This is a genomic window from Haloferax marisrubri (genome assembly GCF_001469875.2).
Classification (GTDB): Archaea; Halobacteriota; Halobacteria; order Halobacteriales; family Haloferacaceae; genus Haloferax; species Haloferax marisrubri.
On the sequence record NZ_LOPW02000017.1, the window covers coordinates 502,054 to 523,749 of the forward strand.

Sequence of the window (21,696 nt, forward strand, 5' to 3'; positions counted from 1 at the left end):
TCGGCCTATCTCGTACACGAACATGACAAACGACGACTCCGAAGGGATGACCTACGCCGACGCGGGCGTCGACATCGAAGCGAGCGAGGCCGCGACCGCCGCGCTCGTCGCGCAGGTCGGCGGCGGGTCGGGCGACTACGCCGGCCTCCTCGACATCGGCGACCGCTACCTCGGACTCGCCACCGACGGCGTCGGCACCAAACTGCTCGTCGCCGAGGCGCTCAGCGACTACTCGACGGTCGGCATCGACTGCATCGCCATGAACGCCAACGACCTCGTCGCGGCCGGCGTCCGACCCGTCGCGTTCGTGGACTACCTCGCGGTCGACGCCCCCGACGAGACGTTCGCCGAGCAGGTCGGACGGGGCCTCTCCGCGGGCGCAGAGGAAGCCGACATCGAACTCGTCGGCGGCGAGACGGCGGTCATGCCCGAGGTCATCAACGGTCTCGACCTCGCGGGCACCTGCGCCGGACTGGCGAAGAAAGATGCCATCTTCCCCGGCGAAGCCGAAGCGGGCGACGCGCTCGTCGGCTTCCCGTCGTCGGGCATCCACTCGAACGGTCTCACGCTCGCCCGCAAGGCCGCGACGGCCGACGGCGACTACGACGACGCCTGGGACGGCGACGACTACGACACCGTCGGCGAGGCGCTCCTCGAACCGACGCGGCTCTACACCTACCTGCTCGACGACCTTCGCGCCGCCGAGACCAACGCCGCGGCCCACGTCACCGGCGGCGGCTGGACCAACCTCGAACGCATGGGCGAGTTCCGCTACGTCGTCGACGACGCCTTCGACCCACAGCCGGTCTTCGAGTTCGTCCAGGAACGCGGCGGCGTCTCCGACGAGGAGATGCACACGACGTTCAACATGGGCACCGGCTTCGTCGCCGCCGTCCCCGAGGAGAACGCCGAGGCGCTGGTCGAAGCCACGGACGGCCGCGTCATCGGGCACGTCGAATCGGGCGCGGGCGTCTCGATTCGCGGACTCGACCTCTGAACGTGGACAGCTCGCCGAGTCGAACTGTTCGATGAGAAGCACTATTTTATCGATGTTCGCCATAGTGGAGGTGTGACTTCACCGCCACCGACACCGAGCGGCCTCCCGCTCGTGGGACACTCCGTCGGCTTCGCGGCCGACCCGTTCGGCTTCGTCGCCGACCTCCTCGCGGACCACGGCGTCGAGGACGCGGTCGGACTCGACGTGGTTGGGATGGACGACCTGTACGTCCTCGCCCACCCCGACCACTTCGAGCGGGCGTTCGTGACCGACCGCGATTCCATCGTCAAAGGCGGCGAGTTCGAGGCCGCCTTCGGCGACGCCGTCATCGCCGCCGAAGGAGAGGAGTGGCGGCGACAGCGCGACGAGCTAGACCCCTTCTTCCGCTGGGAGCGCGTCGACGAGTACGCGTCCGTGATGCGCCGACAGGTCGAGCGCCGCCTGCGGACGTGGCCGGACTCGGGAACGCTGTCGCTCGAATCCGAGATGAAGGCCGTCACCCTGGACATCATCTTCGCCACCATCCTCGGCCGGGAACTCGACCCCGACGGCGACGAGCGGATTCGCTCGGCCGCCGACGGTCTCAACGGCCGCTTCGCGCCCGCTTCGTGGGTACTCCCCTCGTGGGTGCCGACGCCGAGCAGACGCCGGTTCGACCGGGCCGACCGAGTCCTCCGCGAGGAGGTCCGAAAACTGGTCGAGACCGCCGACGAGGAGAGCCTGACGCGCCGCCTCGCCGACGCGCTCGGGACTGACTCCGGCTACCCGGAGACCGTCGAGTCGCTGGAGAACCAACTCGTGGGCATGATTTTCGCCGGCCACGAGACGACCGCGCTCGCGCTCACGTACGCGCTGTACCTGCTCGCGACGCACCCCGAGACCCGCGAGCGCGCCGCCGCCGAGGTCGACCGCGTCGTCGGCGACGGCCCCGTGACCGCCGACGCGACCGGGGAACTTCCGGTGCTCGAACGCGTCATCAAGGAGACGCTTCGGCTCTATCCGCCGGTCCACACGCTTCCGCGGGAGACGGCGAAGCCGTTTCCGACCGGCGACGGGGTCATCCCGGCGGGCACGGACATCCACCTCTCTATCATCCGCATCCACCGCGACGAGCGGTGGTACGACGACCCGCTCGCGTTCCGGCCCGAGCGGTGGGACCGCGAGCGCGACCGACCCGCCTACGCCTATCTCCCCTTCGGAGCCGGGCCGCGAAGTTGTCTCGGTCGGGCGTTCGCGCTCACGGAGGCGAAAATCGTGCTCGCGACCGTCCTCCGCGACTTCGACCTCGACTGGGGCGGCGACGGAGAGTTAGCGATCACGCCCGAGATGACGACCCAACCGAAGGGCGAGACGCCGCTCGTCGTCCGCCGGCGCTGAGTCCGTCGCGTGGGAGTGCCGGAGTTTCGGACGGCGGACCGCCGGTTGTCGTTGCCGGTCGCCGGTCGCAGGACTCGACCTCAGATGTGGGCCGCGATGTCGGCCTCGGTGATGATGCCGACCGTCTCGCCGCCCTCGACGACGATGATGGCCGAGTTGTGGTCGAGGTAGACGCCGATTTCGTCCAGCGTCGTCTCGGGTTCGACGGTCGTGACGCCCTCGGACATGACCTCGTTGACCGGGCGGTCGGTGACGTCGTCCTCCTGAACGTGCCGGATGTCGGCGTTCGAGATGATGCCGAGCGGGCGGCCGTTCTCGATGACCGGCAACTGTGAGAAGCCGGCGTCGAGCATGATGTCGCGCGCCTCGCGGACGGAGTTGTCGGGGGCGACGCTTCGGACGGTCGTGTTCATGATGTCTTCCGCGCGCACGATGCGACCCTCGGCCTCGTCCAGCGCCTCGACGATGCGCCGGAGCGTCGAGAGGCGCGGGTCGACGTCGCCGCCCTCGATGCGGGCGATAAGCGGCTGTGAGACCCCGGCCATGTCGGCGAGTTTGCTCTGCGTCAACTCCAGGGAGTTCCGCCGTTCCCTGAGGTCCTGCGGCGTGGGGAGTTCCATGCCGGGGTAATAACCCATAGTTATGAAAAAGTGTTCCGGTCGCTCATCGGGGCAGGAGTTCGCAAGTGCCGCGAAAATCGCTCGCTCGGGTCGAGCGGTCGCCCCAACTACACCGGTGGGTGCGGTTTGGCACGACCCGACGCGGCCGGGCGCGACGGCGCGGGGTTACTGCTCTTCGTCGGAGTCGAACTCGCGGATGTCGATGACGTCGAGGGGGACGTCGCGGAGCGCGCCGCCGACCTCGCTTTTCGCGATGCGGGAGGCGTGCTTCTCGCCGTCCGCGTTGAAAATCTTGATTTCGAGGAGCAGGCCGACGAGCGCGGTGTTGGCCGCGATGAACGCGGAGTCGAACGGTTCGCCACAGGCGGGACAGGGCGTCGCGCCGACTTCGACCTCGACGTACTCCTTGTCCTTCTGGTTGAGTCGCTTGCCGGCCTCGCTGACCGCGACGCCGATGGCGTCGTCGATGTCTTCTACGTCCCGGACCAACCAGGCCGCCTCCATCGCGACGAGATAGTTGCTCATACACACGTTACGCGCCGGTGGGGTTTCGTGTCTTGTGGTTCGAGCGTCGGGGCGCGTGGGATTCACACGCCCGGCGCGCGCAGCGACCGCGACGCGTCTGAATCCGCGACAGTCCCGCCGCCCGACCGGAGCGCGCACGGGCCGCGCATGCCACGGCGATTATCGCTATAACTTATGGAAAAGCGCTCCGCGGGTCACGCGCGACTCACGTCGAATAGTCGGTCTAGTTGGAGTAGAGACAAGTGCGCTTTAATCGGCAGACAGCGTCGAGGTGGAGTGCGGTCGTCTGAGAGAAGATTTATATACCGGCACCGCGCGAGCCTCGACTGAGGACACGGTGATGATTCCCCGCCTAACGAAGTACGTCCTGTTCGCCGCCTACCAGCTATCGGTCGCGATGGGTATCGCGCTCCTCCCCGTCGCGCTCGCCGCTCGCCGGATGGGTGTGACCCTCCCGATTCGCCGGCTCGTGGAAACGACCGGAACCGCCTACGAACGCGCCGCGACTCGCTAACGCGACTCGCGCGACTCCTTCCTCCCGACAAAACTCGCCGCGAGCGACCGCATCGCGCGGCCGCCGCCGACGCGCGTCTGACGCTTTGGCACCGGCAACGGCGAGGTGAAGGGTTGCATTTATCAGCGCCGAAGTGCAATCGCTGACAATGCGTACCCCGACTCACGACGAGTTCTCCGGCCGTCTCGACTCGCTGAACGGCGACCGCTCGAACGTGTTCGGCCCCGAACTCGGCGAGTTCCCGCACGCCGAGCGTCGCGCCGACTCGCTCGGAGACAAAGAGACGAAGACCGGAACGACCACCGTCGGTATCAAGACCGAAGACGGCGTCGTCCTCGCGACCGACATGCGCGCGAGCATGGGCTACATGGTCTCCTCGAAGGACGTCCAGAAGGTCGAAGAGATTCACCCGACGGGCGCGCTGACCATCGCCGGCTCCGTCTCGGCCGCCCAGTCGCTCATCAGTTCCCTCCGCGCCGAGGTCCGACTCTACGAGGCCCGCCGCGGCGAGGACATGAGCATGCAGGCGCTGTCGACGCTCGTCGGCAACTTCCTCCGCTCGGGCGGGTTCTACGTCGTCCAGCCCATCCTCGGCGGCGTCGACGAGACCGGCCCCCACATCTACAGCATCGACCCCGCGGGCTCCATCCTCGAAGAGGAGTACACCGTCACCGGCTCCGGCAGCCAGTACGCCCTCGGTGTGCTCGAACAGGAGTTCGAAGACGGCCTCAGCATCGACGAGGCGAAGCAGGTCGCCACGAAGGCCATCCGCTCGGCGGTCGAGCGCGACCTCGCCTCGGGTAACGGCATCAACATCGCCGTCGTCACCGAGGACGGCGTCGACATCCAGCGCCACCAGAACTTCGAAGGCCTCGAATAAGTCGCCCGCAGTCGGCGGTTTCTCTCCGTTTTCGCGATTCGCGACCGGCGGGACTGGCCGGGCTCCGCAAGAAGGCCCCGTGGTGGGACTCCCGCGGTGGGGCTCCCGCAGCGGAACCCTCGCGGCCGCAGTTCTCACTCAGTCGCCGCCCGGAAGCGGCCGCAAGAGCCCGTACCACGCCCGGTAGACGACCACGCCGAGGACGCGCCCGAACCCGAAACTGTACCGGAACGACTCGGTGCGGGGGAGCAGTCGGCGCTGGACCGCGATACCGACGAGGCTGACGGCCATCCCGCGACGCCGATTCGTGCGAATCTGCCAGCTATCGCGGTCGTACGCCCACACCTGTCCGATTCCCCAGGCTCCGCCGACGGCGATACCACCCGGCGACAGCGACGTCGGTTCGTGCGACTCGTCGTCGCTGGAGCGGAGCAGGCGGCGCATCGACACCATCCAGAGCGCGGTGAGAACTGCGATACCGAGTTGAGCGACCGCTTTCGTCCGACGGGAGACCATGCGCGATGTTCGCAGGGCGCGATAATAGTTATTCCTCCGACAAGAACGAGTGGCACGCGCGGGAGTCAGCGGCCGACGAGGACGCCCGCGAGCGTCGTCGGCGACGGGCGCGAGCGGTGAGTTAGAACCAGTCGGCGAACGCGCCTTCGAGCAGCGAGTCGGACTGCCGCTCGACGTACTCGCGTTGCATCTCGCGGAGCGCCGCCCCGAAGTCGCCGCCGTCGTCGAGGGCGTCGCGGACGCGGGCGCGCTTCCAGTCGGCCGGCGTGACGCCCGTCTCGACGCGCTTGCGCAGGGGTTCGAGGTAGTAGTTGGCCTCCTCCTCGGAACAGCCGGCGAGCCGGAGCCCGTCGCGGGCGTGGACGAGCAGGTCCTCGTAGAGGTTCGCGCCGACCACGTCGTCGCCGTCGACGTCTATCCAGCGCAGGTCGCCGTGGGGGCCCTCGCGCATCGCGGTGTAGAAGTTCTCTTCGGCGGTCTCCCAGTCGAGGTCGATGACGGGGTGGTCGAGTCGGGGAAGCCGCTCCATGAGGCCCGCGAAGGCCGCTTGGAACGCCACCGAGTCGCGGACGGTCGGCTGGCCCGCGATGGGGCGGAACTCGATGCGGGCGTTGGCCGACGACCGGGACGCGCCGTCGAACACCGGGCGCACCCACCGCCAGTAGGTGCCGTGCTTCCGGCGGAGCGTGGCGAAGTCGTCGTCGAATCGGTCGCCGCGTTCGACCGACATGGGAACCATCGTCGAGTCCTCGACGACGCGGTCGACCGCGTCCTCGACGGTGTCGAGGTCGCCGGGGAAGGCGACCTTCTCGTGGTCGCCGGAGTTGAGCACCGACTCGAACACCGCGATGCGGTTTTCGTCCCAGCCGTCGCCGAGAATCTCGTCTGCCGTCGCGTCCTCGTCGTAGAGGTCGGCGGGGAAGAACGGCGAGTTGACGCCGAGCGCGAGGAGCGGGCCGGCGACCCGGAGCGCGTAGTTGAAGTGGTACGGCAGGTCGTCGGCGTGCGGGACCTGATAGTGCGGCTGGATGGACGTGATGAGCGCCTCGGGCATCACGGTGTCCGCTTCGAGCGAGACGTGCGGTGCGTCGAGCGTGAACGACGCTGGGGCGGTCGGCCCGTTCGCCATCGCGTGGTAGCGCACGGAGTTGCTCATGTTCGTCGCGAGGCGGACGCCCCCGTCGGTGACGGAGTCGGTCAGGTACTCGCGGGCGCTCTCGCCGGCCGGCGGGATGCTCCACATCCCGTCGGAGACGAGGCGCATCCCCTCCGCGGCGGCGCAGTCGAGCGCGGCGTCGAGTCGGGCGCGGACCTCGGACTCCTGCGCGCGGAGCCCGTGGGGGTTCAGCGGCTGGGGGCTCGTGGTCATCTCGGCGTTGTGGAGCCCGAGTTCCTTCTCGAAGCCCATGAGGCCGAGCAGTCGGCGCGGGACCCGCATGAGCGCGTGCACGTCGTCTTCGCTCGCGGACCAGCGACCGTCGGAGACGGCGTAGAACTCGTACTCCAAGCCGACGATTGACTGGTGGTTGTCGAAGGTCCCCTCGCGCAGTTCGCGCTTGAGCACCTCGGCGTCGGCTTTCGCTTGCGCTTCGAACTCGGCCGCGTCGACCGCGAGCACGTCTTCGACGCGCTCTGCGAGGTCGTCGCTCATACCCGGCGTTCCGGCGTCAAGCGCCTTCAACTTCCCGGCACCGCGGTCGTTCGGCAGCGAATCACATCCCCGACGACTGTCGAGACGCTTTTGCCCCGCGCGGCGATACCCACGGACGATGCAGTTCGCCGAGTTCGCCGCCCGCGCCGCCGAGATAGAAGCCGAGCCAGCGGACCTCGCGGTCGTCTCGCTCCTCTCAGACCTCTTTTCTGACGCCGGCGACGACCTCCCGACGGTCGCCCGGTTCGTCCAAGGTCGCGTCTTCCCGGCGTGGGACTCGACCACGCTCGACATCGGCCCGCGGCTCTGCCACGAGGCCATCGCCCGCGCCGCCGGCCCGAACGTCTCGGCCGACGACGTGGAAGACCGCCTCGCCGACCGCGGCGAAATCGGTGCGGTCGCCGCGAGCTACGACTTCGGCGGCCAGCGCGGCCTCGCCGCCTTCGGCTCGGGCGGACAGGACGGCCTGACCGTCGCCGAGGTCGATTCGGAACTCCGCGCCCTCGCGGCCGCCTCCGGCTCCGGCAGCGAAGAAACGAAGCTCAAGACGCTCTACGGCCTGTTCAACCGGACCGACCCCGACGAGGCGCGCTTCCTCGCCCGCCTCGTCCTCTCGGAGATGCGAATCGGCGTCGGCGAGGGGACCGTCCGCGACGCCGTCGCGGAGGCGTTCCTGGTCGACCCCGCGGACGCCGCCGCCATCCGCGACGACGACGCCGACTCGGAGACCGAAGACGCCGCCCGCGACCGCCGGAACGAGGCCATCGCCGCCGTCGCCCGCGCCCTACAGGTGTCGAACGACTACGGCATGGTCGCCGAACTCGCCCGCGACGAGGGCGAAGCCGGCCTCGACGGGGTTCGCCTCGAAGTCGGTCGCCCCGTACAGGCGATGCTGGCGCAGGCGGGCACCGCCGCCGACGCGCTCGACGAGTGGGAGACCGCCGCGGTCGAGACCAAGTTCGACGGCGCGCGCGTGCAGGTCCACCGCGACGCCGACGGCGAGGTCTCGCTGTTCTCGCGCAACATGGAGGACGTGACCGGCGCGCTCCCCGAGGTGGTCGAGTTCGTCGCGGACGCGGTCGACGAACCCGTCATCCTCGACGGCGAGGTCGTGGCGATGGACGACGACGGCGAACCCCTCCCGTTTCAGGAGATACTCCGGCGCTTCCGCCGGAAGCACGACGTGGGACGGATGCGCGAGGAGGTCCGGGTCGAACTCCGGGCGTTCGACTGCCTGCACGCCGACGGCGACGACCTCCTGACCGACCCGCTTGCCGCCCGCCACGACCGACTGACCGCGGTCCTCGGCGACGAGTCGGCGGCCGTCTCGGACCTCCTCCTCTCGGACGACCCCGACGAAATCGCCGCCTACGAGGCCGACGCCCTCGACGCCGGCCACGAGGGCATCATGCTGAAGAACCCCGACGCGCCGTACTCGCCGGGCGACCGCGGGAAGAACTGGCTGAAGCGCAAGCCCGACGTGGAGACGCTGGACCTCGTCGTCACCGGCGCGGAGTGGGGCGAGGGCCGCCGCGCGGAGTTCCTCGGGACGTTCCTCCTTTCGGCCCGCGTCGAAGCCGAGTCCGGCGACGACGCCTTCGAGACCATCGGCAAGGTCGCCACAGGCATCACCGACGAGGAGTTGGCCGAGTTGACCGACCTCCTCGAACCCGAAATCGAACGGGAGGCGGGCAAGGAGGTCGATATCCGCCCGTCGGTCGTCTTCGAGGTCGGCTACGAGGAGATTCAGGCGTCGCCGACGTACTCCTCGGGCTACGCGCTTCGGTTCCCGCGGTTCGTCACCGTCCGCGAGGACAAGACCGCCGAGACGGCCGACTCGCTGGAACGCGTCGAGCGACTGGCCGACTCGCAGTAAGCGACGTTCGCCGCGAGCCACGCCCAAAGAGATATACTGTCGGTGCCTCGACGTTTCCCCACGGTGACTACACGTGAATCTTGACGCCCTCCTGAAGCCGCTCTTCCTCTATACGGGCCTCCTCGGTCTGCTCACGGTCGGAAGTGTGTATTTCGCCACGCACTCGGGGCTGTACATGCTCGGGTTGACGGGAGTCGGCGTGCTCCTCGTCGTGCTCGGCGGCGGTGCCGTGGGACAGATGGGACCCAGCAACGTCGAACACGCGGGCGAGAAGGGCGGGACGAACAGGGTCGTCTCGAACGCGGGGCTGTGGTCGACCGTCGAGACGGACACCTCGCTCCGCCTCACCCACCTGTTCTACGGGGCCGGCGTGTCCCTGTGGAGCCTCGTCGTGTTCGGCGTCCTGCGCGACACGCTCGTCTGAGCGAGGGCCCGCGCATCCGCCCCCGTCGCCCGTCGCACCGGACGCCTCGCCCCGAGAGCCGCGCTTTTTACCCCTCGGTTCGAGGTGTCGCGTATGACCATCAAACACGACGGCCTCGACGTGTCGTGGCTCGGCTACGCGACCGTCAGAATCGAGTCGCCCGACGGCTTCGTCGTCTACTTCGACCCCGGCCGCTACGGCGTCCTCGACGACTACTACGCCCGCGACGGCGACCTGATTTTGGTCACGCACAACCACCACTACGACTCCGACGCCATCGAGCAGGTCGCCGACGCCGACGCGACCGTCGTCGCCTTCGAGGGGGTCGACGCCGCGACCATCGACCGCGACGTGGTGCCGGTCGAAGACCTCCCCTACGAGACGGTCCGCGTCGGCGAGGAGGACCACCTCACCGTCGGCGAGGTCGACGTGTGGTCGCTCCCGGCGTTCAACGACCCCGACGGCCCGCACCTCCGCGACGGCGACGTCGTCCACCCCCGCGGGTTCGGCTGTGGCTACCACATCTCGATCGCCGACCGGACCGTCTTCTGGCCCGGCGACTCCGACGTGCTGGCGGGTCACGAGCACCTCGAAGTCTCGCTGTTTCTCGCCAACATCGGCGGCTCTGTCGTGATGGACCGCCACGAGGCCGCCGACCTCGCGGAGACGCTCGACCCGGACCTCGTGCTCCCGATTCACTACAACACCATCCCGCTTCTCGAAACCGACCCCGACGCCTTCGTCGTGGACGTGGCGAACCGCGGTATCCCGGTCGTCCTCGACGACCCGGACCAAGTCTGAGGCGGAACCGCGGGGCGGACAGTCGGACGGACTGACGAACGGACAGAACGATTTTGCCGCGCCGGGCCGTCGGTTGGCGTATGGACCTCGACTACGGCATGCTCGGCGGCCGGCGGCCCTACTACCGCTTCGGCGACGCCGACGCCGACCCGCTCGTGGTGCTTCCCGGCCTCTCCGACGCCTTCCAGCGCATCGACCCGAACCGCGGGACTGCGGCGGCCCTCGCCGGACTGTTCCGCGAGTTCGACGACCGCGACGTGTGGGTTGTCGGCCGGCCGCGACACCTCCCGGTCGGCTCGACCACGCGCGACATGGCCGCGGGCTACGCCGGCGTCATCGACGAACAGGACCTGTGGCCGGCCGACGTTATCGGCGTCTCGATGGGCGGCCTCGTCGCCCAGCACCTCGCCGCCGACTACGGCGACTACGTGGACTCGCTGGCGGTCGTCTCCGCCGGGACGCGACTCGGCGGCCACGGCGAGAACGTCGTGACGCGCTGGCGCTCGCTGGCGGGGAAGGGCAACTGGGCCGAAGTCATCGCCGACACGGAGCGAGAGGCGGCGACGGGCCTCGAAGCGACTGTCGCCCCGGCGCTCATCGAGGCGACCGGCCGGTTCGTCGACCTCCGACCCGCCGTCCCCGCCGACGCCGTCGTCTCCTGTACGGCCTGTCTCGAACACGACTCCCGGGAGATACTCGGCGACATCGACGCGCCGACGCTCGTCGCCGCCGGGAAGTCCGACCGGCTCTTCCCCGAACCGCGGGTTCGAGAACTCAAAGACGGCGTCGCGGACGCGACGCTCGCGCTGTTCTCCGGGTCGGGCCACAACCTCGCCACGAGCGAGCCGCGAACGCTGAACGGCGTCGTCAGGCGCTATTTCGACGGGTTCCGCGGCGACGGACTGTATCCGTAAGCGTCCTCCGAGAGCCGCGACGTCCCCGAACACCCTTCGCGGCAACAGACACATACAGCGGGCGGCCGTCGAACCGCCATGCGCGACGCCCTCCGGTCGAGCCCGCTTTTCAGCGGTCGCCGACTCCTCATCTGTCTCGTCGTCACGCTCGTCGTCGTGGCGACCGACGTGCTGTTTCTCCATCTCGAACCCATTCGAACCGCCGCGGACTTCGCGACCGAGGTGGCGATTCACACCCTCGGCTTCTACGGCGGCTACACTATCGTAGCGCTGTTCAATCGGACCGGAACGGAGCGGGAGAAAAGCGGCGACCGGGAGTGAACGGGGTTAGATGATGCCCATCTCGTCGAGACGCGTCGGCAGGTACTCGTCGGTCACGAAGTCGAGACCGCGGGAGGCGAGCGCCTGCTGTTCGGCCTTCTTGCCGATGTCGAGTTGGAGCTCTATCTGTTCGGTCCAGTAGTCGCTCATGAACCGCGGGTCCTCCAGTTCCGACTGGAGCGCGTTGATGTCGGAGTCCGCGAGCGGGTCGGTCGGGAGGTCGTAGTCCACGATGTCCTGCGGCTGGATGCCGACGAACTTCGCCTCGGGCGTGGCGAGATACTCCGAGAGGTGCGCGGACTTGATAGAGCCGTAGGCGACGGAGCCGAAGATGCGGTAGGACCACGGGTCGCCGTCGGTGAAGACCACGACCGGCAGGTCGAGTTCGTCGTGCAGGCGCTTCGTGATACGCCGAGTGGCGCGCGCCGGTTGGCCGCCGAGGTGGACGACGAGCGCGTTGTAGTCGTCGTCGAAGCCGTTCTCGACGAGGCGGTCGCGCATACCACCGGTCTCGACGCACATGACGAACTCGACGTCGTGTTCGAGGAACTCGATGGTGTCCGGGTTGTTCGGAATCTGGTAGCCGCCCTGTCCCACGTCCAGTTGGCAGTGAATCTCGCGGTCACCGCGGTTCGTCTGCTCGCGGATTTTGAGGGGCCCCATGAGTTTCGCGCCGGACTCTTCGGGGCGCATGTGGAAGTCCTCGCGCTTGACCTCGCTGACGATTTCCAAGTCCTCGATGAGCTTGTTGGACTCGTCTTGGTCGGAGAAGTGCGCTTCCTCGTTGTCCCACGACTCGGAGATGTAGTACAGCTCACGCAGGGTGGACGAGCGGTCCTCCTCTAACTGTCGCGCGAGGAACTCGATGGTGTAGGAGGCCTTCAGGAGCTTTCGTGCCCCCCGAACGCTGTTCGCAGAGCGCGTTGAGGTCCGGTCGCCGTACACCCAGACGTTGGAGTCCTCGTCGTACTTGATGTTGCTTTTCGTCCGTGTCGGGAGCGTCATGTGCGGAATCTCCCCCGCGTCGAACTGGTCGTAGAACTCCGCCGCGAGGTCGATGAGACGCTCGCGGGCACGTTCGTCGGATATCTTCCGTTCGGATGCCATTATACGTTCACCGTGAGTTTCTCCGTCTCGACGCCGTCGACGTTGATGTCGAACGACGCGTCCTGTGCGACCGAGTACGTGAGCGTCGCCGTCTCACCGGACGACACCTCGGGGTTCCACTTGACGAACCACTCCCCGTCGAGGTCGACCACCGTCGCCTCGCCGTCGAGGCCGGCCGGCTCCGCCGAGACGATGTCCGTGATGTCCGGCGACTCGTTCGTGTTGGAGTAGTTCTTCACCGTGAGCGTCACCTCGCCGTCTTCGACGGCCCGCTCGACGGTCAGGTTGTTCATGATGCGGCCGAGCGCGCCGTCGATGTTGGGCTCCGGTCGGCCGGTGACCTCCGAGAGCTTCGTCGCCATCTGCGGGAGGATGCGCCCGAGCACGTCCTGTTTCTTGCGGCGCTTCTGGAGCGACCGCCGCTTCGAGAGGTAGGACTTGAGTTCGCGGGCCGCCTCGCGGATGGCGAGTTCGACCTCGTCTTGAATCGCCGGCACGTCCGCGAGCGCGTCCTTCGACTCGCTCGTGAAGGGGACGTTCGTGGAGGCGACGTGGACCATGAGGACCGCGGGACCGTTCGGCATGCCGCTGCCGCCCGGTTGGTCGAGGCCGTAGTTCCGCCAGCCGATGTCCTTGACGACGTGGGTGATGGTACACGCCCCCTGCTGGTAGACGAGTGGGACGCGGTTGGCGAAGCGGAGCAGGTCGATTTTCCCCTCGGACTTCAGTTCGCCGCCGTAGGCGATGCCGGCCTCGACGATGAACGGGTCGCCGCCGTGGACCTCTGCGTCGCGGGTCGCCGCGGCGTAGAAGTCGGCGTCGAACTCCTTTTTCAGGCCGGCTTCCACGAGGTCGGCGGAGATGGGAGAGAGGCAGTCCGTCGGCGGCGCGAGGATGTCCGTCTCGCGCATCGCGTCGAGCAGGTCGCGGGCCACGTCGCGGTCGTCGGCGACCTCGCGGACCTTCGGCACCTCGTCGGAGACGGTGCGCATCCGCGACCAGACGGCGTCGGCGATGTTCTCCTGTGCCGTCTCGCCGTACGTCTCGTCCTCGCGTTCTTTGGTTCGGTCGGCCGCCCACGCGACGAACTCGGCCACGTCGTCGCGGGTGGCGCGGTCGGCCGGGCCGGTCGTCTCGGCGAACTGCGTGGCGATAGAGCGCGCCATCGACAGTTTACCGGCGTCGTCTTTCTGCGTGGTGGTCACGTCGTCGACGATGGCGTACACGTCGCCCTCGCGGTCGTCGGTGAGGGCGGGCCACAGCGCCTCGACGACGTTCTCGCGGACCGTCTCGCCGAACGAGGTGTCGGTCTCCTCGCCGACCGTCTCGGCGACGTTTTCGACGATGGTGACGAGTTCGCCGTGGGCGATGCGGTCCTTGCCGACGACGATGTCCACCAGTTCGTCCGCGAACGCCGCGGTCGCCTCCTTGCCCTTGTTGGCGACGGCGTCTTCGACGACGGCGGCGAGGTCGTCCGCCTCGGTCGCGCCGGGCGTCCGCCACGTCATCTCGCGGCCGAAGTGCCGGTCGCGGAAGGCGTCGTGAATCTTGTCGGAGGTCTTCGCGCCGACGCGGGTGAACTCCTCTTGGAGGAAGCCGGAGACGGAGTACGACTCGGTCGCCGAGAGCATCTTCAGGAGCGTCCCGAGTTCGACGCCGTGGGGGTGGGGACGAATCTCCTTCGTCTGCTTCGGAAGTTGGTCGGTCGCCCGCTCGAACTTCATCGGCTCGTCGAGGCCGGGTTCCCGGAGTTCGATGCGGGCGTGCGGGTTGACGACCGCCGTGTGGAGGATGTAGTCGTGGAGCTGCTGGCGGGCGCGCATGTTGGCTTCCATCTCCAACTCGATGCGCGTGCCGTGGGGGCGGTCCCACGAGGTCGTCTTCTCGGTGCGAATCTCGGGTTCGTTCTGGTCCGTGTTGATGACGAGTTCGAAGTACTCGGCGTCCTCCGAGCCCTGCGTCCGGCTCGTCACCTTGGCGGGCTTCCCGCTCGTCAACTGCGAGTAGAGGACCGCCGCGGAGATACCGATACCCTGCTGACCGCGGGACTGTTCGCGCGCGTGGAAGCGAGAGCCGTAGAGGAGCTTCCCGAACACTTTGGGCACCTGCTCTTTCGTGATGCCCGGCCCGTTGTCCTCGATGACGAGGCGGTAGTAGTCGCCCGCCTCGGCGATTTCCACGTAGATGTCGGGCTGGATGCCCGCCTCCTCCGTGGCGTCGAGCGCGTTGTCCACCGCCTCCTTGACGGCGGTGACCAACCCGCGGGCTCCGCTGTCGAAGCCCAACATGTGCTTGTTCTTCTCGAAGAACTCGGCGATGGAGATCTCCCGCTGGCCCTTCGCCAGCTCCTCTGCGATCCCCGGCTCGTCACCGAGTGTCGACTGGAACGAGGTCATTTCCTGATGCGCATCTACCCAGTCCCGCGTTAAGTACTCACCGGCAACGGAGTGAAAGTGAAATCCCGGCGTTGACGCGCTTCGATGGCTGTCCACAACGGAACGACGAATCCTGTTACACAGAGTCACCCACGAAACGCGCGTCAGCCGGTCGAATCGCCGGACGCGAAAACCGCTACGCGGGACTCCAGTAAGTAGTACGCGCCCGCGCGTGCGAGCCTTTAAGGGACGGGCTATCCTAGGCCAGTTCAGATGTCACAGGATAACGAGTACGGGGCCGGACAGATTCAGGTCCTCGAAGGGCTTGAAGCCGTTCGAAAGCGTCCGGCGATGTACATCGGGTCCACCGATTCTCGCGGACTCCACCACCTCGTCTACGAAGTCGTCGACAACTCCATCGACGAGGCGCTTGCTGGGCACTGCGACGCCATCGAGGTCGCCGTCCACGAGGACGGCTCCGTCAGCGTCACCGACAACGGCCGCGGGATTCCGGTAGATACGCACGAACAGTACGACCGACCCGCGCTGGAAGTCATCATGACCGTCCTCCACGCCGGCGGGAAGTTCGACAACAAGTCCTACCAGGTCTCCGGCGGCCTCCACGGCGTCGGCGTCTCCGTCGTCAACGCGCTGTCGAGCGAACTCGAAGTCGAGGTCAAACGCGACGGCGCGGTGTGGACACACCGCTTCGAGTTCGGCGAGCCACAGGTCGACGAGTTCGAGCGCGTGCGCGACCTCGAACCCGGCGAAGACACCGGGACGACCATCCGGTTTTGGCCGGACGACGGTATCTTCGAGACGACCGAGTTCGACTTCAAGACGCTCGAAAACCGCCTGCGCGAACTCGCGTTCCTCAACTCGGGCGTCGAGATTTCGCTCGCCGACGAGCGGACCGACGAGTCGAGCACGTTCCTCTTCGAGGGCGGCATCCGCGAGTTCGTCGAGTACCTCAACGAGACCAAGACGGCCCTCCACGACAACATCATCTACTACGACGACGAGTCGGAGGGAATCGAGGTCGAAATCGCCATGCAGGCGACCGACGAACTGCAGGGGTCGATTCACGCCTTCGCCAACAACATCAACACGCGCGAGGGCGGCACGCATCTGACCGGGTTCAAGACGGCGCTCACCCGCGTCGTCAACGACTACGCGAACACCCACGACATGCTGGACGACCTCGACGGCGACAACCTCCGCGGCGAGGACGTCCGGGAGGGACTCACCGCCGTCATTTCCGTCAAGCACCCCGACCCGCAGTTCGAGGGCCAGACGAAGACGAAGCTCGGTAACTCCGAGGTCCGCGGCATCGTCGAGAGCGTCACCCACCAACAGCTCGGGACGTTCTTCGAGGAGAACCCGGACACGGCGACGGCCATCATCTCGAAGGCCGTCGAGGCCGCCCGCGCCCGCAAGGCCGCGAAACAGGCCGAGGAGCTCACCCGCCGCAAGTCCGCGCTCGAATCCACCTCGCTTCCGGGGAAGCTCGCGGACTGTCAGAGCCGCGACCCCGCCGAGTCCGAACTGTTCATCGTGGAGGGCGACTCCGCGGGCGGCTCGGCCAAGCAGGGCCGCGACCGCAAGTTCCAGGCGATTTTACCCCTCAAGGGGAAGATTCTGAACGTCGAGAAACACCGCCTCGACCGCATCCTCGAAAACGACGAGATACGGGCGCTCATCACCGCCATCGGCGGCGGCGTCGGCGACGAGTTCGACATCGAGAAGGCGCGCTACCAGCGGCTCATCCTGATGACCGACGCCGACGTCGACGGCGCGCACATCCGGACGCTGCTGCTCACGCTCCTGTACCGCCACATGCGCCCCCTCATCGAGGCCGGCTACGTCTACGCGGCCCAACCGCCGCTGTACCGCGTTCGCTACCGCGGCAACACCTACGACGCCATGGACGAGGCCGAGCGGGACCGCATCATCGAGGAGAAATGCAACGGCAACCCCACGCAGGTCCAGCGGTTCAAGGGGCTCGGCGAGATGAACCCCGACCAGCTGTGGGACACGACGATGAACCCCGAAAACCGCGTCCTCAAGCGCATCACCGTCGAGGACGCCGCCGCCGCCGACCGGATGTTCAACATCCTGATGGGCGACGCCGTCGGGCCGCGAAAGCAGTTCATCAAGGACCACGCGAACGACGCCGAATGGGTAGACATCTAATATGAGTTCTGACGCACCAGATTCTTTCGAACCGGGCGCGGGTATCGCGGCCGAAGTCAAGAACGCGCGCATCGAAGACGAGATGGAGCAGTCGTACATCGACTACGCGATGTCGGTCATCGCGGGTCGGGCGCTGCCCGACGTGCGCGACGGTCTGAAGCCGGTTCACCGGCGCATCCTGTACGCGATGCACCAGGCCGGCGTGACCTCCAACTCGTCGCACCGCAAGTCCTCGTCCATCGTGGGCGAGACGATGGGTGACTACCACCCCCACGGCGACTCCGCCATCTACGACACCCTCGCGCGCATGGCGCAGGACTTCTCCATGCGCTACCCGCTCGTCGACGGCCAGGGTAACTTCGGCTCGGTCGACGGCGACCCGCCGGCCGCGATGCGCTATACGGAAGCTCGGATGTCCCCCATCGCCGAGGAACTCCTCGACGACATCGACAAGGACACCGTCGACTTCCAATCGAACTACGACGACCGCAAGGAGGAGCCGACGGTCCTCCCGTCGTCGTTCCCGAACCTGCTCGTCAACGGGTCGTCCGGCATCGCGGTCGGGATGTCCACGAACATCCCGCCGCACAACCTCGGCGAGGTCATCGACGCCACGGTCGAACTCATCGAGAACCCCGAGGCGACCATCCCGGACCTGATGGAACACATCAAGGGCCCGGACTTCCCGACCGGCGCGAACATCGTCGGCCGCAACGCGGTCCACAAGGCGTACAAGACGGGTCGCGGTCGCGTCCGCGTCCGCGCCGACTACGACGTGTTCGAGGAGGAAGGCCGCATCGTCATCAACGAACTCCCGTATCAGGAGAACAAGGCCCGCCTCATCGAGCGCATCGCCGACGACGTGAACGAGGGCAAGATAGAGGGCATCCGCGACATCCGCGACGAGTCCGACCGCGACGGCATCCGCGTCGTCATCGAACTCAAGCGCGGCGCGATGGCCGAGGTCGTCAAGAACCAGCTGCTCGACAACCACCTCGAATCCACGTTCGGCGTCATCAACCTCGCGCTCGTCGACGGTCAGCCGCAGGTGCTGACGCTCAAGGAGACGCTCGAACACTACCTCGACCACCGCCGCGACGTGGTCCGCCGGCGCTCCGAGTACGAACTCGCCGAGGCCGAAGACCGCGCGCACATCCTCGAAGGCCGCCTGAAGGCCCTCGACAACATCGACGACGTGGTCGAGACCATCCGGAACTCCGAGAGCCGCGACGACGCGAAGGCCGCGCTCCGCGGCGAGGTCGAAGTCGAAGTCGACGGCGAACCCCTGCCGACGTTCGACTTCTCCGAAGAGCAGGCGAACCACATCGTCTCGATGCAGCTCGGCTCGCTCACCTCGATGGAGGCGGCCGAAATCGAAGACGAGTACGAGGACGTACAGGCGACCATCGAGCGCCTCGAAACCATCCTCGGCGACCAGTCGGAACTCGACGCCGTCATCGAGTCCGAACTGCTCGACATCAAAGACGAGTACGCCGACGACCGGCGGACCTCCTTTGTCGCCAACACCGGCGAGGTCACCCGCGCCGACCTCATCCCCGAGGAGGACGTGGTCGTCGTCGTCAGCGAGGACGACTACATCAAGCGCATGCCGGTCTCCCGGTTCCGCGCCCAGCACCGCGGCGGCAAGGGCATCATCGGGACGGACCTCAAGGAGGGCGACAACGTCTCGTCGGTGTTCGTCACGAACACCCACGACGACCTGCTCTGTTTCACCAACCACGGACAGGTCTACCAACTCAAGGCCTACCAGGTGCCCGAGATGTCGCGGACCGCCCGCGGGAAGTCGGCGGTCAACCTGCTCGACTTCGACGACGGCGAGGAGATTACGGCCGTCGTCAACTGCGACGACCTCGAAGACATCGAGGGCTACCTGACGATGGTGACCCAGAACGGCTACATCAAGCGGACCGGCACCGACCGGTTCCAGAACATCCTCTCGACGGGCATCATCGCCACCAAACTCGACGAGGGCGACGAACTCGTCGACGTGGAGGTCACCGACGGCGAAAGCGACCTCGTCATCGGCACCGAACAGGGGATGTCCATCCGCTTCGACGAGGACGAAGTGCGCGCGATGGGTCGCTCGGCCCGCGGCGTCCGCGGCATCAAACTGACCGGCGACGACGTGGTCGCCGGCGTGGCCGCCATCGACGAGGACCACCACAGTTGGATTCTCACCGTCACCGAGAACGGCTACGGGAAGCGCACGGACCTCGACGCCTACCGCAAGCAGTCCCGAAACGGCAAGGGGCTCATCGACATCAAGACCAACGAGCGGAACGGCCCGGTCTGCGCCATCAACACCGTCGGCGAGGGCGACCACCTCGTCGTCATGTCCGACGAGGGCCAGATTCTCCGAACCCCCGTCGAGGACATCTCGACGGTCGGCCGCAACACGATGGGCGTCATCGTGATGGACCTCGACGAGGGCGACGACGTGGCCTCCGTCGACGTGATTCCGGCCGCGATGACGACCGAAGACGAGGAACTGGACGACGTGGAAGGGGACGCGGAAACCGACGCGGACGACGAGTAAGTCGGCTCTCCCCGACGACGGATTTCTTTTTGTGACCCCACCGGAGAGCCGCGGCTCCGACCGTCCCTCCCCGAAGGCATTTACCTCGGCCGAGGGGTCGTCTCGGCATGAGAGTACGACCGCGGTCGAGAGTCGTCGGCGTCTCGACGCTCGCCTTCGTCGTCGTCCTCGGCGGCCTGACGGCGCTTCGGGCGTGGAACCTCGAACCGCCGACGCACGTGCAGTCGCTCGTCGTCGATGCGGGCGCGGTCCTCGTCGTCGGTGGTGTCGCGTCTCACGTCGCCCGAGGCGAGACCGTCGGCACGCGAATCGGCGAGGGATTCGTCCTCGCGCTCGGTCCGTGTCTCGGGTTCGCGGTCAACCTGTTCGTCCCGGTTTCGACGATGGAGTCGCCGCTGTGGGTCGCGTACCCGCTCGTCGCCGGCGCGATGCTCGCGCTCGCGCTCGGCGGTGTCGGTGCGGGTATCGGGTACGTCGTTCGAGTCGTGAGAGCGAGGAAGACCAGTAACAGCGCGTCGTAGCTCCTATTTCTCCACGTCCGACGGCTCTCTGGTCAGGTCGTAGGTGTAGTGCCGCGGCTTGCGGTCCCGGAGCCAGTCGCGGAGCGGTTCGACCCGCGGGCGGTAGGTGAGCGTCGACCCGAGCGCGGTGAGCGGGAGGAACTTCGCCGCCTCGATTTCGTCGTCGGGGTCGCTCGGCGACGGCGTCGGGTCGTCGGCGACCGGCGTCGCGTGGTAGAACCGCTGGAGATAGATGCGGCGGTCGGGGGCGCGAATCTCGCTCGTGAAGGCGAGCGACTGGATTTCGACTTCGACGCCGGTCTCCTCTGCGGCCTCGCGGGCGGCGGTCTCGAAGAAGAACTCCCCGGGTTCGGAGCCGCCTTTCGGCAGTCCCCAGCGGTCCTTCTCGTAGACCGCGAGCACGGAGTTCTCCTGTAGGACGACGACGCCGGCGGCCAGGTCGTGCGGGGCGGGGGCTTCTCTCGGCGTCGACATCAGAGGATACGCTTGCCGAAGGCGCTTGCGGCGAGTTCGGTCGCGAGCGTCGCGGTCTCGTTGTGCTCGTCGAGGATGGGGTTGACCTCCACGAGTTCGAACGAGCGCATGGCCTCCGAGCGGGCGACGAGTTCCATCGCCGCGTGAGCCTCGCGGTAGGTCACGCCGCCGCGGACGGGCGTCCCGACGCCGGGGGCCTCGCGGGGGTCGAGCCAGTCGAGGTCGAGGCTGATGTGGACGCCGTCGGTGCCGTCGGTCGCCACGTCGAGGGCGTCGTTCGTCACGTCGGTGATGCCTCGCTCGTCGATGTCCGACATCGTGTAGACCGTGACGTCGGTGTCGCGAATCTCCTCGGCCTCCGCGCCGTCGACGGAGCGGAGCCCGACGATGGCGACATTTTCTTCTTTCAGGCCGTCGGCGTTCGCCCACTCGACGCCCTCGAAGTCGCCGACACCGAGCGCGGCGGCCAGCGGCATGCCGTGGACGTTGCCGGACGGCGAGGTGCTCGGCGTGTTGAAGTCGCCGTGGGCGTCGAACCAGATGACGCCGATGTCGGCGTCGCGGGCGCTTCCCACCATCGAACCGATGGCGATTGAGTGGTCGCCGCCGAGCGCGAGCGGAGTCGTCCCCTCCGCGAGCGCGGTCGAGACGGCGTCGGCGAGGCTCGTCGTCACTTCTTCGACCTCCTGGACGTGTTTGGCGTTCGCCGCGCCGGCGTCCGCGTCCCGCGTCGCGTGGTGCGGGACCGCGAAGTCGCCCGCGTCAGTCGGCGAGACGCCCGCGGACTCGAGTTCCCCCGCGAGTCCGGCGTATCGAATCGCGGAGGGACCCATGTCCACCCCGCGTCGATTGGCACCGTAGTCCGTCGGTGCACCGAGAATCCTGACGTTCCGTTCCATAGTAGACCAACTCGTTCGGGGTGTTTAGTGGCATCGGAAAAACACCCTTATTGATAATGCGCTCCGTCGTCTCCGAGGAGGCCGCCGTGTGGCGACGTGGACTCCGGCCCGTGCAAGGCCATCTCGCTTTTCCGCGACCGTGTCGTATCGAGTG

The 21,696-nt window shown here is 67.4% G+C and carries 20 protein-coding genes; 12 read left to right on the plus strand and 8 right to left on the minus strand.

What is annotated here, in order from left to right:
- Positions 1–22 precede the first annotated feature (22 nt).
- Complete coding sequence (gene purM, locus AUR65_RS14740) at positions 23–997, plus strand: phosphoribosylformylglycinamidine cyclo-ligase (protein ID WP_058567584.1); 975 nt, start codon at positions 23–25, stop codon at positions 995–997.
- 72 nt (positions 998–1,069) lie between these two features.
- Positions 1,070–2,374 (plus strand): cytochrome P450, encoded by a 1,305-nt coding sequence (locus tag AUR65_RS14745; RefSeq protein ID WP_084816468.1) that lies wholly within the window; start codon positions 1,070–1,072, stop codon positions 2,372–2,374.
- Positions 2,375–2,454: 80 nt separating this feature from the next.
- On the opposite strand, the gene AUR65_RS14750 is transcribed toward AUR65_RS14745, so the two are convergent.
- On the minus strand, positions 2,455–2,994 hold the full coding sequence (locus AUR65_RS14750) for a CBS domain-containing protein (protein ID WP_004976886.1): 540 nt from the start codon (positions 2,992–2,994) through the stop codon (positions 2,455–2,457).
- A gap of 165 nt (positions 2,995–3,159) precedes the next feature.
- Complete coding sequence (locus tag AUR65_RS14755) at positions 3,160–3,519, minus strand: DUF555 domain-containing protein (RefSeq protein ID WP_004041438.1); 360 nt, start codon at positions 3,517–3,519, stop codon at positions 3,160–3,162.
- A gap of 340 nt (positions 3,520–3,859) precedes the next feature.
- On the opposite strand from AUR65_RS14755, the gene AUR65_RS20060 reads away from it, so the two are divergent.
- Both AUR65_RS20060 and psmB read left to right on the plus strand, forming a co-directional pair.
- On the plus strand, positions 3,860–4,033 hold the full coding sequence (locus AUR65_RS20060; RefSeq protein WP_198526065.1) for a hypothetical protein: 174 nt from the start codon (positions 3,860–3,862) through the stop codon (positions 4,031–4,033).
- A gap of 148 nt (positions 4,034–4,181) precedes the next feature.
- The gene (gene psmB, locus AUR65_RS14760; protein ID WP_004976882.1) at positions 4,182–4,913 is read left to right on the plus strand and encodes a proteasome endopeptidase complex subunit beta; all 732 of its coding nucleotides are present in this window, start codon (positions 4,182–4,184) and stop codon (positions 4,911–4,913) included.
- A gap of 138 nt (positions 4,914–5,051) precedes the next feature.
- On the opposite strand, the gene AUR65_RS14765 is transcribed toward psmB, so the two are convergent.
- Together AUR65_RS14765 and AUR65_RS14770 are read right to left on the minus strand one after the other, a co-directional pair.
- Complete coding sequence (locus AUR65_RS14765; RefSeq protein ID WP_058567586.1) at positions 5,052–5,429, minus strand: hypothetical protein; 378 nt, start codon at positions 5,427–5,429, stop codon at positions 5,052–5,054.
- Positions 5,430–5,550: 121 nt separating this feature from the next.
- Positions 5,551–7,080: a hypothetical protein gene (locus tag AUR65_RS14770; protein ID WP_058567587.1), complete on the minus strand. Its 1,530-nt coding sequence runs from the start codon at positions 7,078–7,080 to the stop codon at positions 5,551–5,553.
- 118 nt (positions 7,081–7,198) lie between these two features.
- Here AUR65_RS14770 and ligA point away from each other — a divergent pair, with 118 nt between their 5' ends.
- The 5 genes from ligA (at position 7,199) to AUR65_RS14795 (ending at position 11,416) form a co-directional block, all read left to right on the plus strand.
- A complete protein-coding gene (gene ligA / locus AUR65_RS14775) occupies positions 7,199–8,956 on the plus strand; it encodes an ATP-dependent DNA ligase LigA (RefSeq protein ID WP_058567588.1) in 1,758 nt (585 codons plus the stop codon).
- Between the two features lie 73 nt (positions 8,957–9,029).
- Positions 9,030–9,380: a hypothetical protein gene (locus AUR65_RS14780; protein ID WP_058567589.1), complete on the plus strand. Its 351-nt coding sequence runs from the start codon at positions 9,030–9,032 to the stop codon at positions 9,378–9,380.
- A gap of 93 nt (positions 9,381–9,473) precedes the next feature.
- Positions 9,474–10,181: an MBL fold metallo-hydrolase gene (locus AUR65_RS14785; protein WP_058567590.1), complete on the plus strand. Its 708-nt coding sequence runs from the start codon at positions 9,474–9,476 to the stop codon at positions 10,179–10,181.
- An 80-nt stretch (positions 10,182–10,261) separates the two neighbouring features.
- The gene (locus AUR65_RS14790) at positions 10,262–11,095 is read left to right on the plus strand and encodes an alpha/beta fold hydrolase (RefSeq protein ID WP_058567591.1); all 834 of its coding nucleotides are present in this window, start codon (positions 10,262–10,264) and stop codon (positions 11,093–11,095) included.
- A gap of 78 nt (positions 11,096–11,173) precedes the next feature.
- Positions 11,174–11,416, plus strand: a complete 243-nt coding sequence (locus tag AUR65_RS14795) for a hypothetical protein (protein WP_058567592.1) — start codon at positions 11,174–11,176, stop codon at positions 11,414–11,416.
- 6 nt (positions 11,417–11,422) lie between these two features.
- Here the strand turns inward: AUR65_RS14795 and AUR65_RS14800 are convergent, their stop codons facing one another.
- On the minus strand, positions 11,423–12,523 hold the full coding sequence (locus AUR65_RS14800) for a DNA topoisomerase IV subunit A (RefSeq protein ID WP_058567593.1): 1,101 nt from the start codon (positions 12,521–12,523) through the stop codon (positions 11,423–11,425).
- Positions 12,523–14,919: a DNA topoisomerase VI subunit B gene (locus tag AUR65_RS14805; protein WP_058567594.1), complete on the minus strand. Its 2,397-nt coding sequence runs from the start codon at positions 14,917–14,919 to the stop codon at positions 12,523–12,525. The genes AUR65_RS14800 and AUR65_RS14805 overlap by 1 nt, the downstream gene beginning before the upstream one ends.
- A 252-nt stretch (positions 14,920–15,171) precedes the next feature.
- Between AUR65_RS14805 and gyrB the strand changes: the two genes are divergently transcribed.
- The 3 genes from gyrB to AUR65_RS14820 all read left to right on the plus strand — a co-directional run bounded on the left by gyrB (position 15,172) and on the right by AUR65_RS14820 (position 20,169).
- Entirely contained in the window at positions 15,172–17,091 is a 1,920-nt protein-coding gene (gene gyrB, locus AUR65_RS14810; protein ID WP_058567595.1) for a DNA topoisomerase (ATP-hydrolyzing) subunit B, read from the plus strand.
- Position 17,092: 1 nt separating this feature from the next.
- Positions 17,093–19,648: a DNA gyrase subunit A gene (gyrA, locus tag AUR65_RS14815; protein ID WP_058567596.1), complete on the plus strand. Its 2,556-nt coding sequence runs from the start codon at positions 17,093–17,095 to the stop codon at positions 19,646–19,648.
- Positions 19,649–19,755: 107 nt separating this feature from the next.
- On the plus strand, positions 19,756–20,169 hold the full coding sequence (locus AUR65_RS14820) for a hypothetical protein (protein WP_058567597.1): 414 nt from the start codon (positions 19,756–19,758) through the stop codon (positions 20,167–20,169).
- 3 nt (positions 20,170–20,172) lie between these two features.
- On the opposite strand, the gene AUR65_RS14825 is transcribed toward AUR65_RS14820, so the two are convergent.
- Positions 20,173–20,643 carry an NUDIX domain-containing protein gene (locus tag AUR65_RS14825; RefSeq protein WP_042663302.1) on the minus strand — a complete coding sequence of 157 codons (471 nt, stop codon included), beginning with the start codon at positions 20,641–20,643 and terminating at the stop codon, positions 20,173–20,175.
- Complete coding sequence (gene rocF / locus AUR65_RS14830; protein ID WP_058567598.1) at positions 20,643–21,542, minus strand: arginase; 900 nt, start codon at positions 21,540–21,542, stop codon at positions 20,643–20,645. Before rocF ends, AUR65_RS14825 begins: the two co-directional genes overlap by 1 nt.
- Between the last annotated feature and the right edge of the window lie 154 nt (positions 21,543–21,696).

Excerpts from the sequence above, each read along its gene's own strand:
- AUR65_RS14825 (WP_042663302.1), bottom strand. The coding sequence starts at position 20,643 with ATGTCGACGCCGAGAGAAGCCCCCGCCCCGCACGACCTGGCCGCCGGC.
- AUR65_RS14755 (WP_004041438.1), bottom strand. The coding sequence starts at position 3,519 with ATGAGCAACTATCTCGTCGCGATGGAGGCGGCCTGGTTGGTCCGGGAC.
- gyrB (WP_058567595.1), top strand. The coding sequence starts at position 15,172 with ATGTCACAGGATAACGAGTACGGGGCCGGACAGATTCAGGTCCTCGAA.
- AUR65_RS20060 (WP_198526065.1), top strand. The coding sequence starts at position 3,860 with ATGATTCCCCGCCTAACGAAGTACGTCCTGTTCGCCGCCTACCAGCTA.
- AUR65_RS14785 (WP_058567590.1), top strand. The coding sequence starts at position 9,474 with ATGACCATCAAACACGACGGCCTCGACGTGTCGTGGCTCGGCTACGCG.
- AUR65_RS14795 (WP_058567592.1), top strand. The coding sequence starts at position 11,174 with ATGCGCGACGCCCTCCGGTCGAGCCCGCTTTTCAGCGGTCGCCGACTC.
- AUR65_RS14800 (WP_058567593.1), bottom strand. The coding sequence starts at position 12,523 with ATGGCATCCGAACGGAAGATATCCGACGAACGTGCCCGCGAGCGTCTC.
- psmB (WP_004976882.1), top strand. The coding sequence starts at position 4,182 with ATGCGTACCCCGACTCACGACGAGTTCTCCGGCCGTCTCGACTCGCTG.
- AUR65_RS14820 (WP_058567597.1), top strand. The coding sequence starts at position 19,756 with ATGAGAGTACGACCGCGGTCGAGAGTCGTCGGCGTCTCGACGCTCGCC.
- rocF (WP_058567598.1), bottom strand. The coding sequence starts at position 21,542 with ATGGAACGGAACGTCAGGATTCTCGGTGCACCGACGGACTACGGTGCC.
- AUR65_RS14750 (WP_004976886.1), bottom strand. The coding sequence starts at position 2,994 with ATGGAACTCCCCACGCCGCAGGACCTCAGGGAACGGCGGAACTCCCTG.
- AUR65_RS14770 (WP_058567587.1), bottom strand. The coding sequence starts at position 7,080 with ATGAGCGACGACCTCGCAGAGCGCGTCGAAGACGTGCTCGCGGTCGAC.
- purM (WP_058567584.1), top strand. The coding sequence starts at position 23 with ATGACAAACGACGACTCCGAAGGGATGACCTACGCCGACGCGGGCGTC.
- AUR65_RS14765 (WP_058567586.1), bottom strand. The coding sequence starts at position 5,429 with ATGGTCTCCCGTCGGACGAAAGCGGTCGCTCAACTCGGTATCGCAGTT.
- ligA (WP_058567588.1), top strand. The coding sequence starts at position 7,199 with ATGCAGTTCGCCGAGTTCGCCGCCCGCGCCGCCGAGATAGAAGCCGAG.
- AUR65_RS14805 (WP_058567594.1), bottom strand. The coding sequence starts at position 14,919 with ATGACCTCGTTCCAGTCGACACTCGGTGACGAGCCGGGGATCGCAGAG.
- AUR65_RS14790 (WP_058567591.1), top strand. The coding sequence starts at position 10,262 with ATGGACCTCGACTACGGCATGCTCGGCGGCCGGCGGCCCTACTACCGC.
- gyrA (WP_058567596.1), top strand. The coding sequence starts at position 17,093 with ATGAGTTCTGACGCACCAGATTCTTTCGAACCGGGCGCGGGTATCGCG.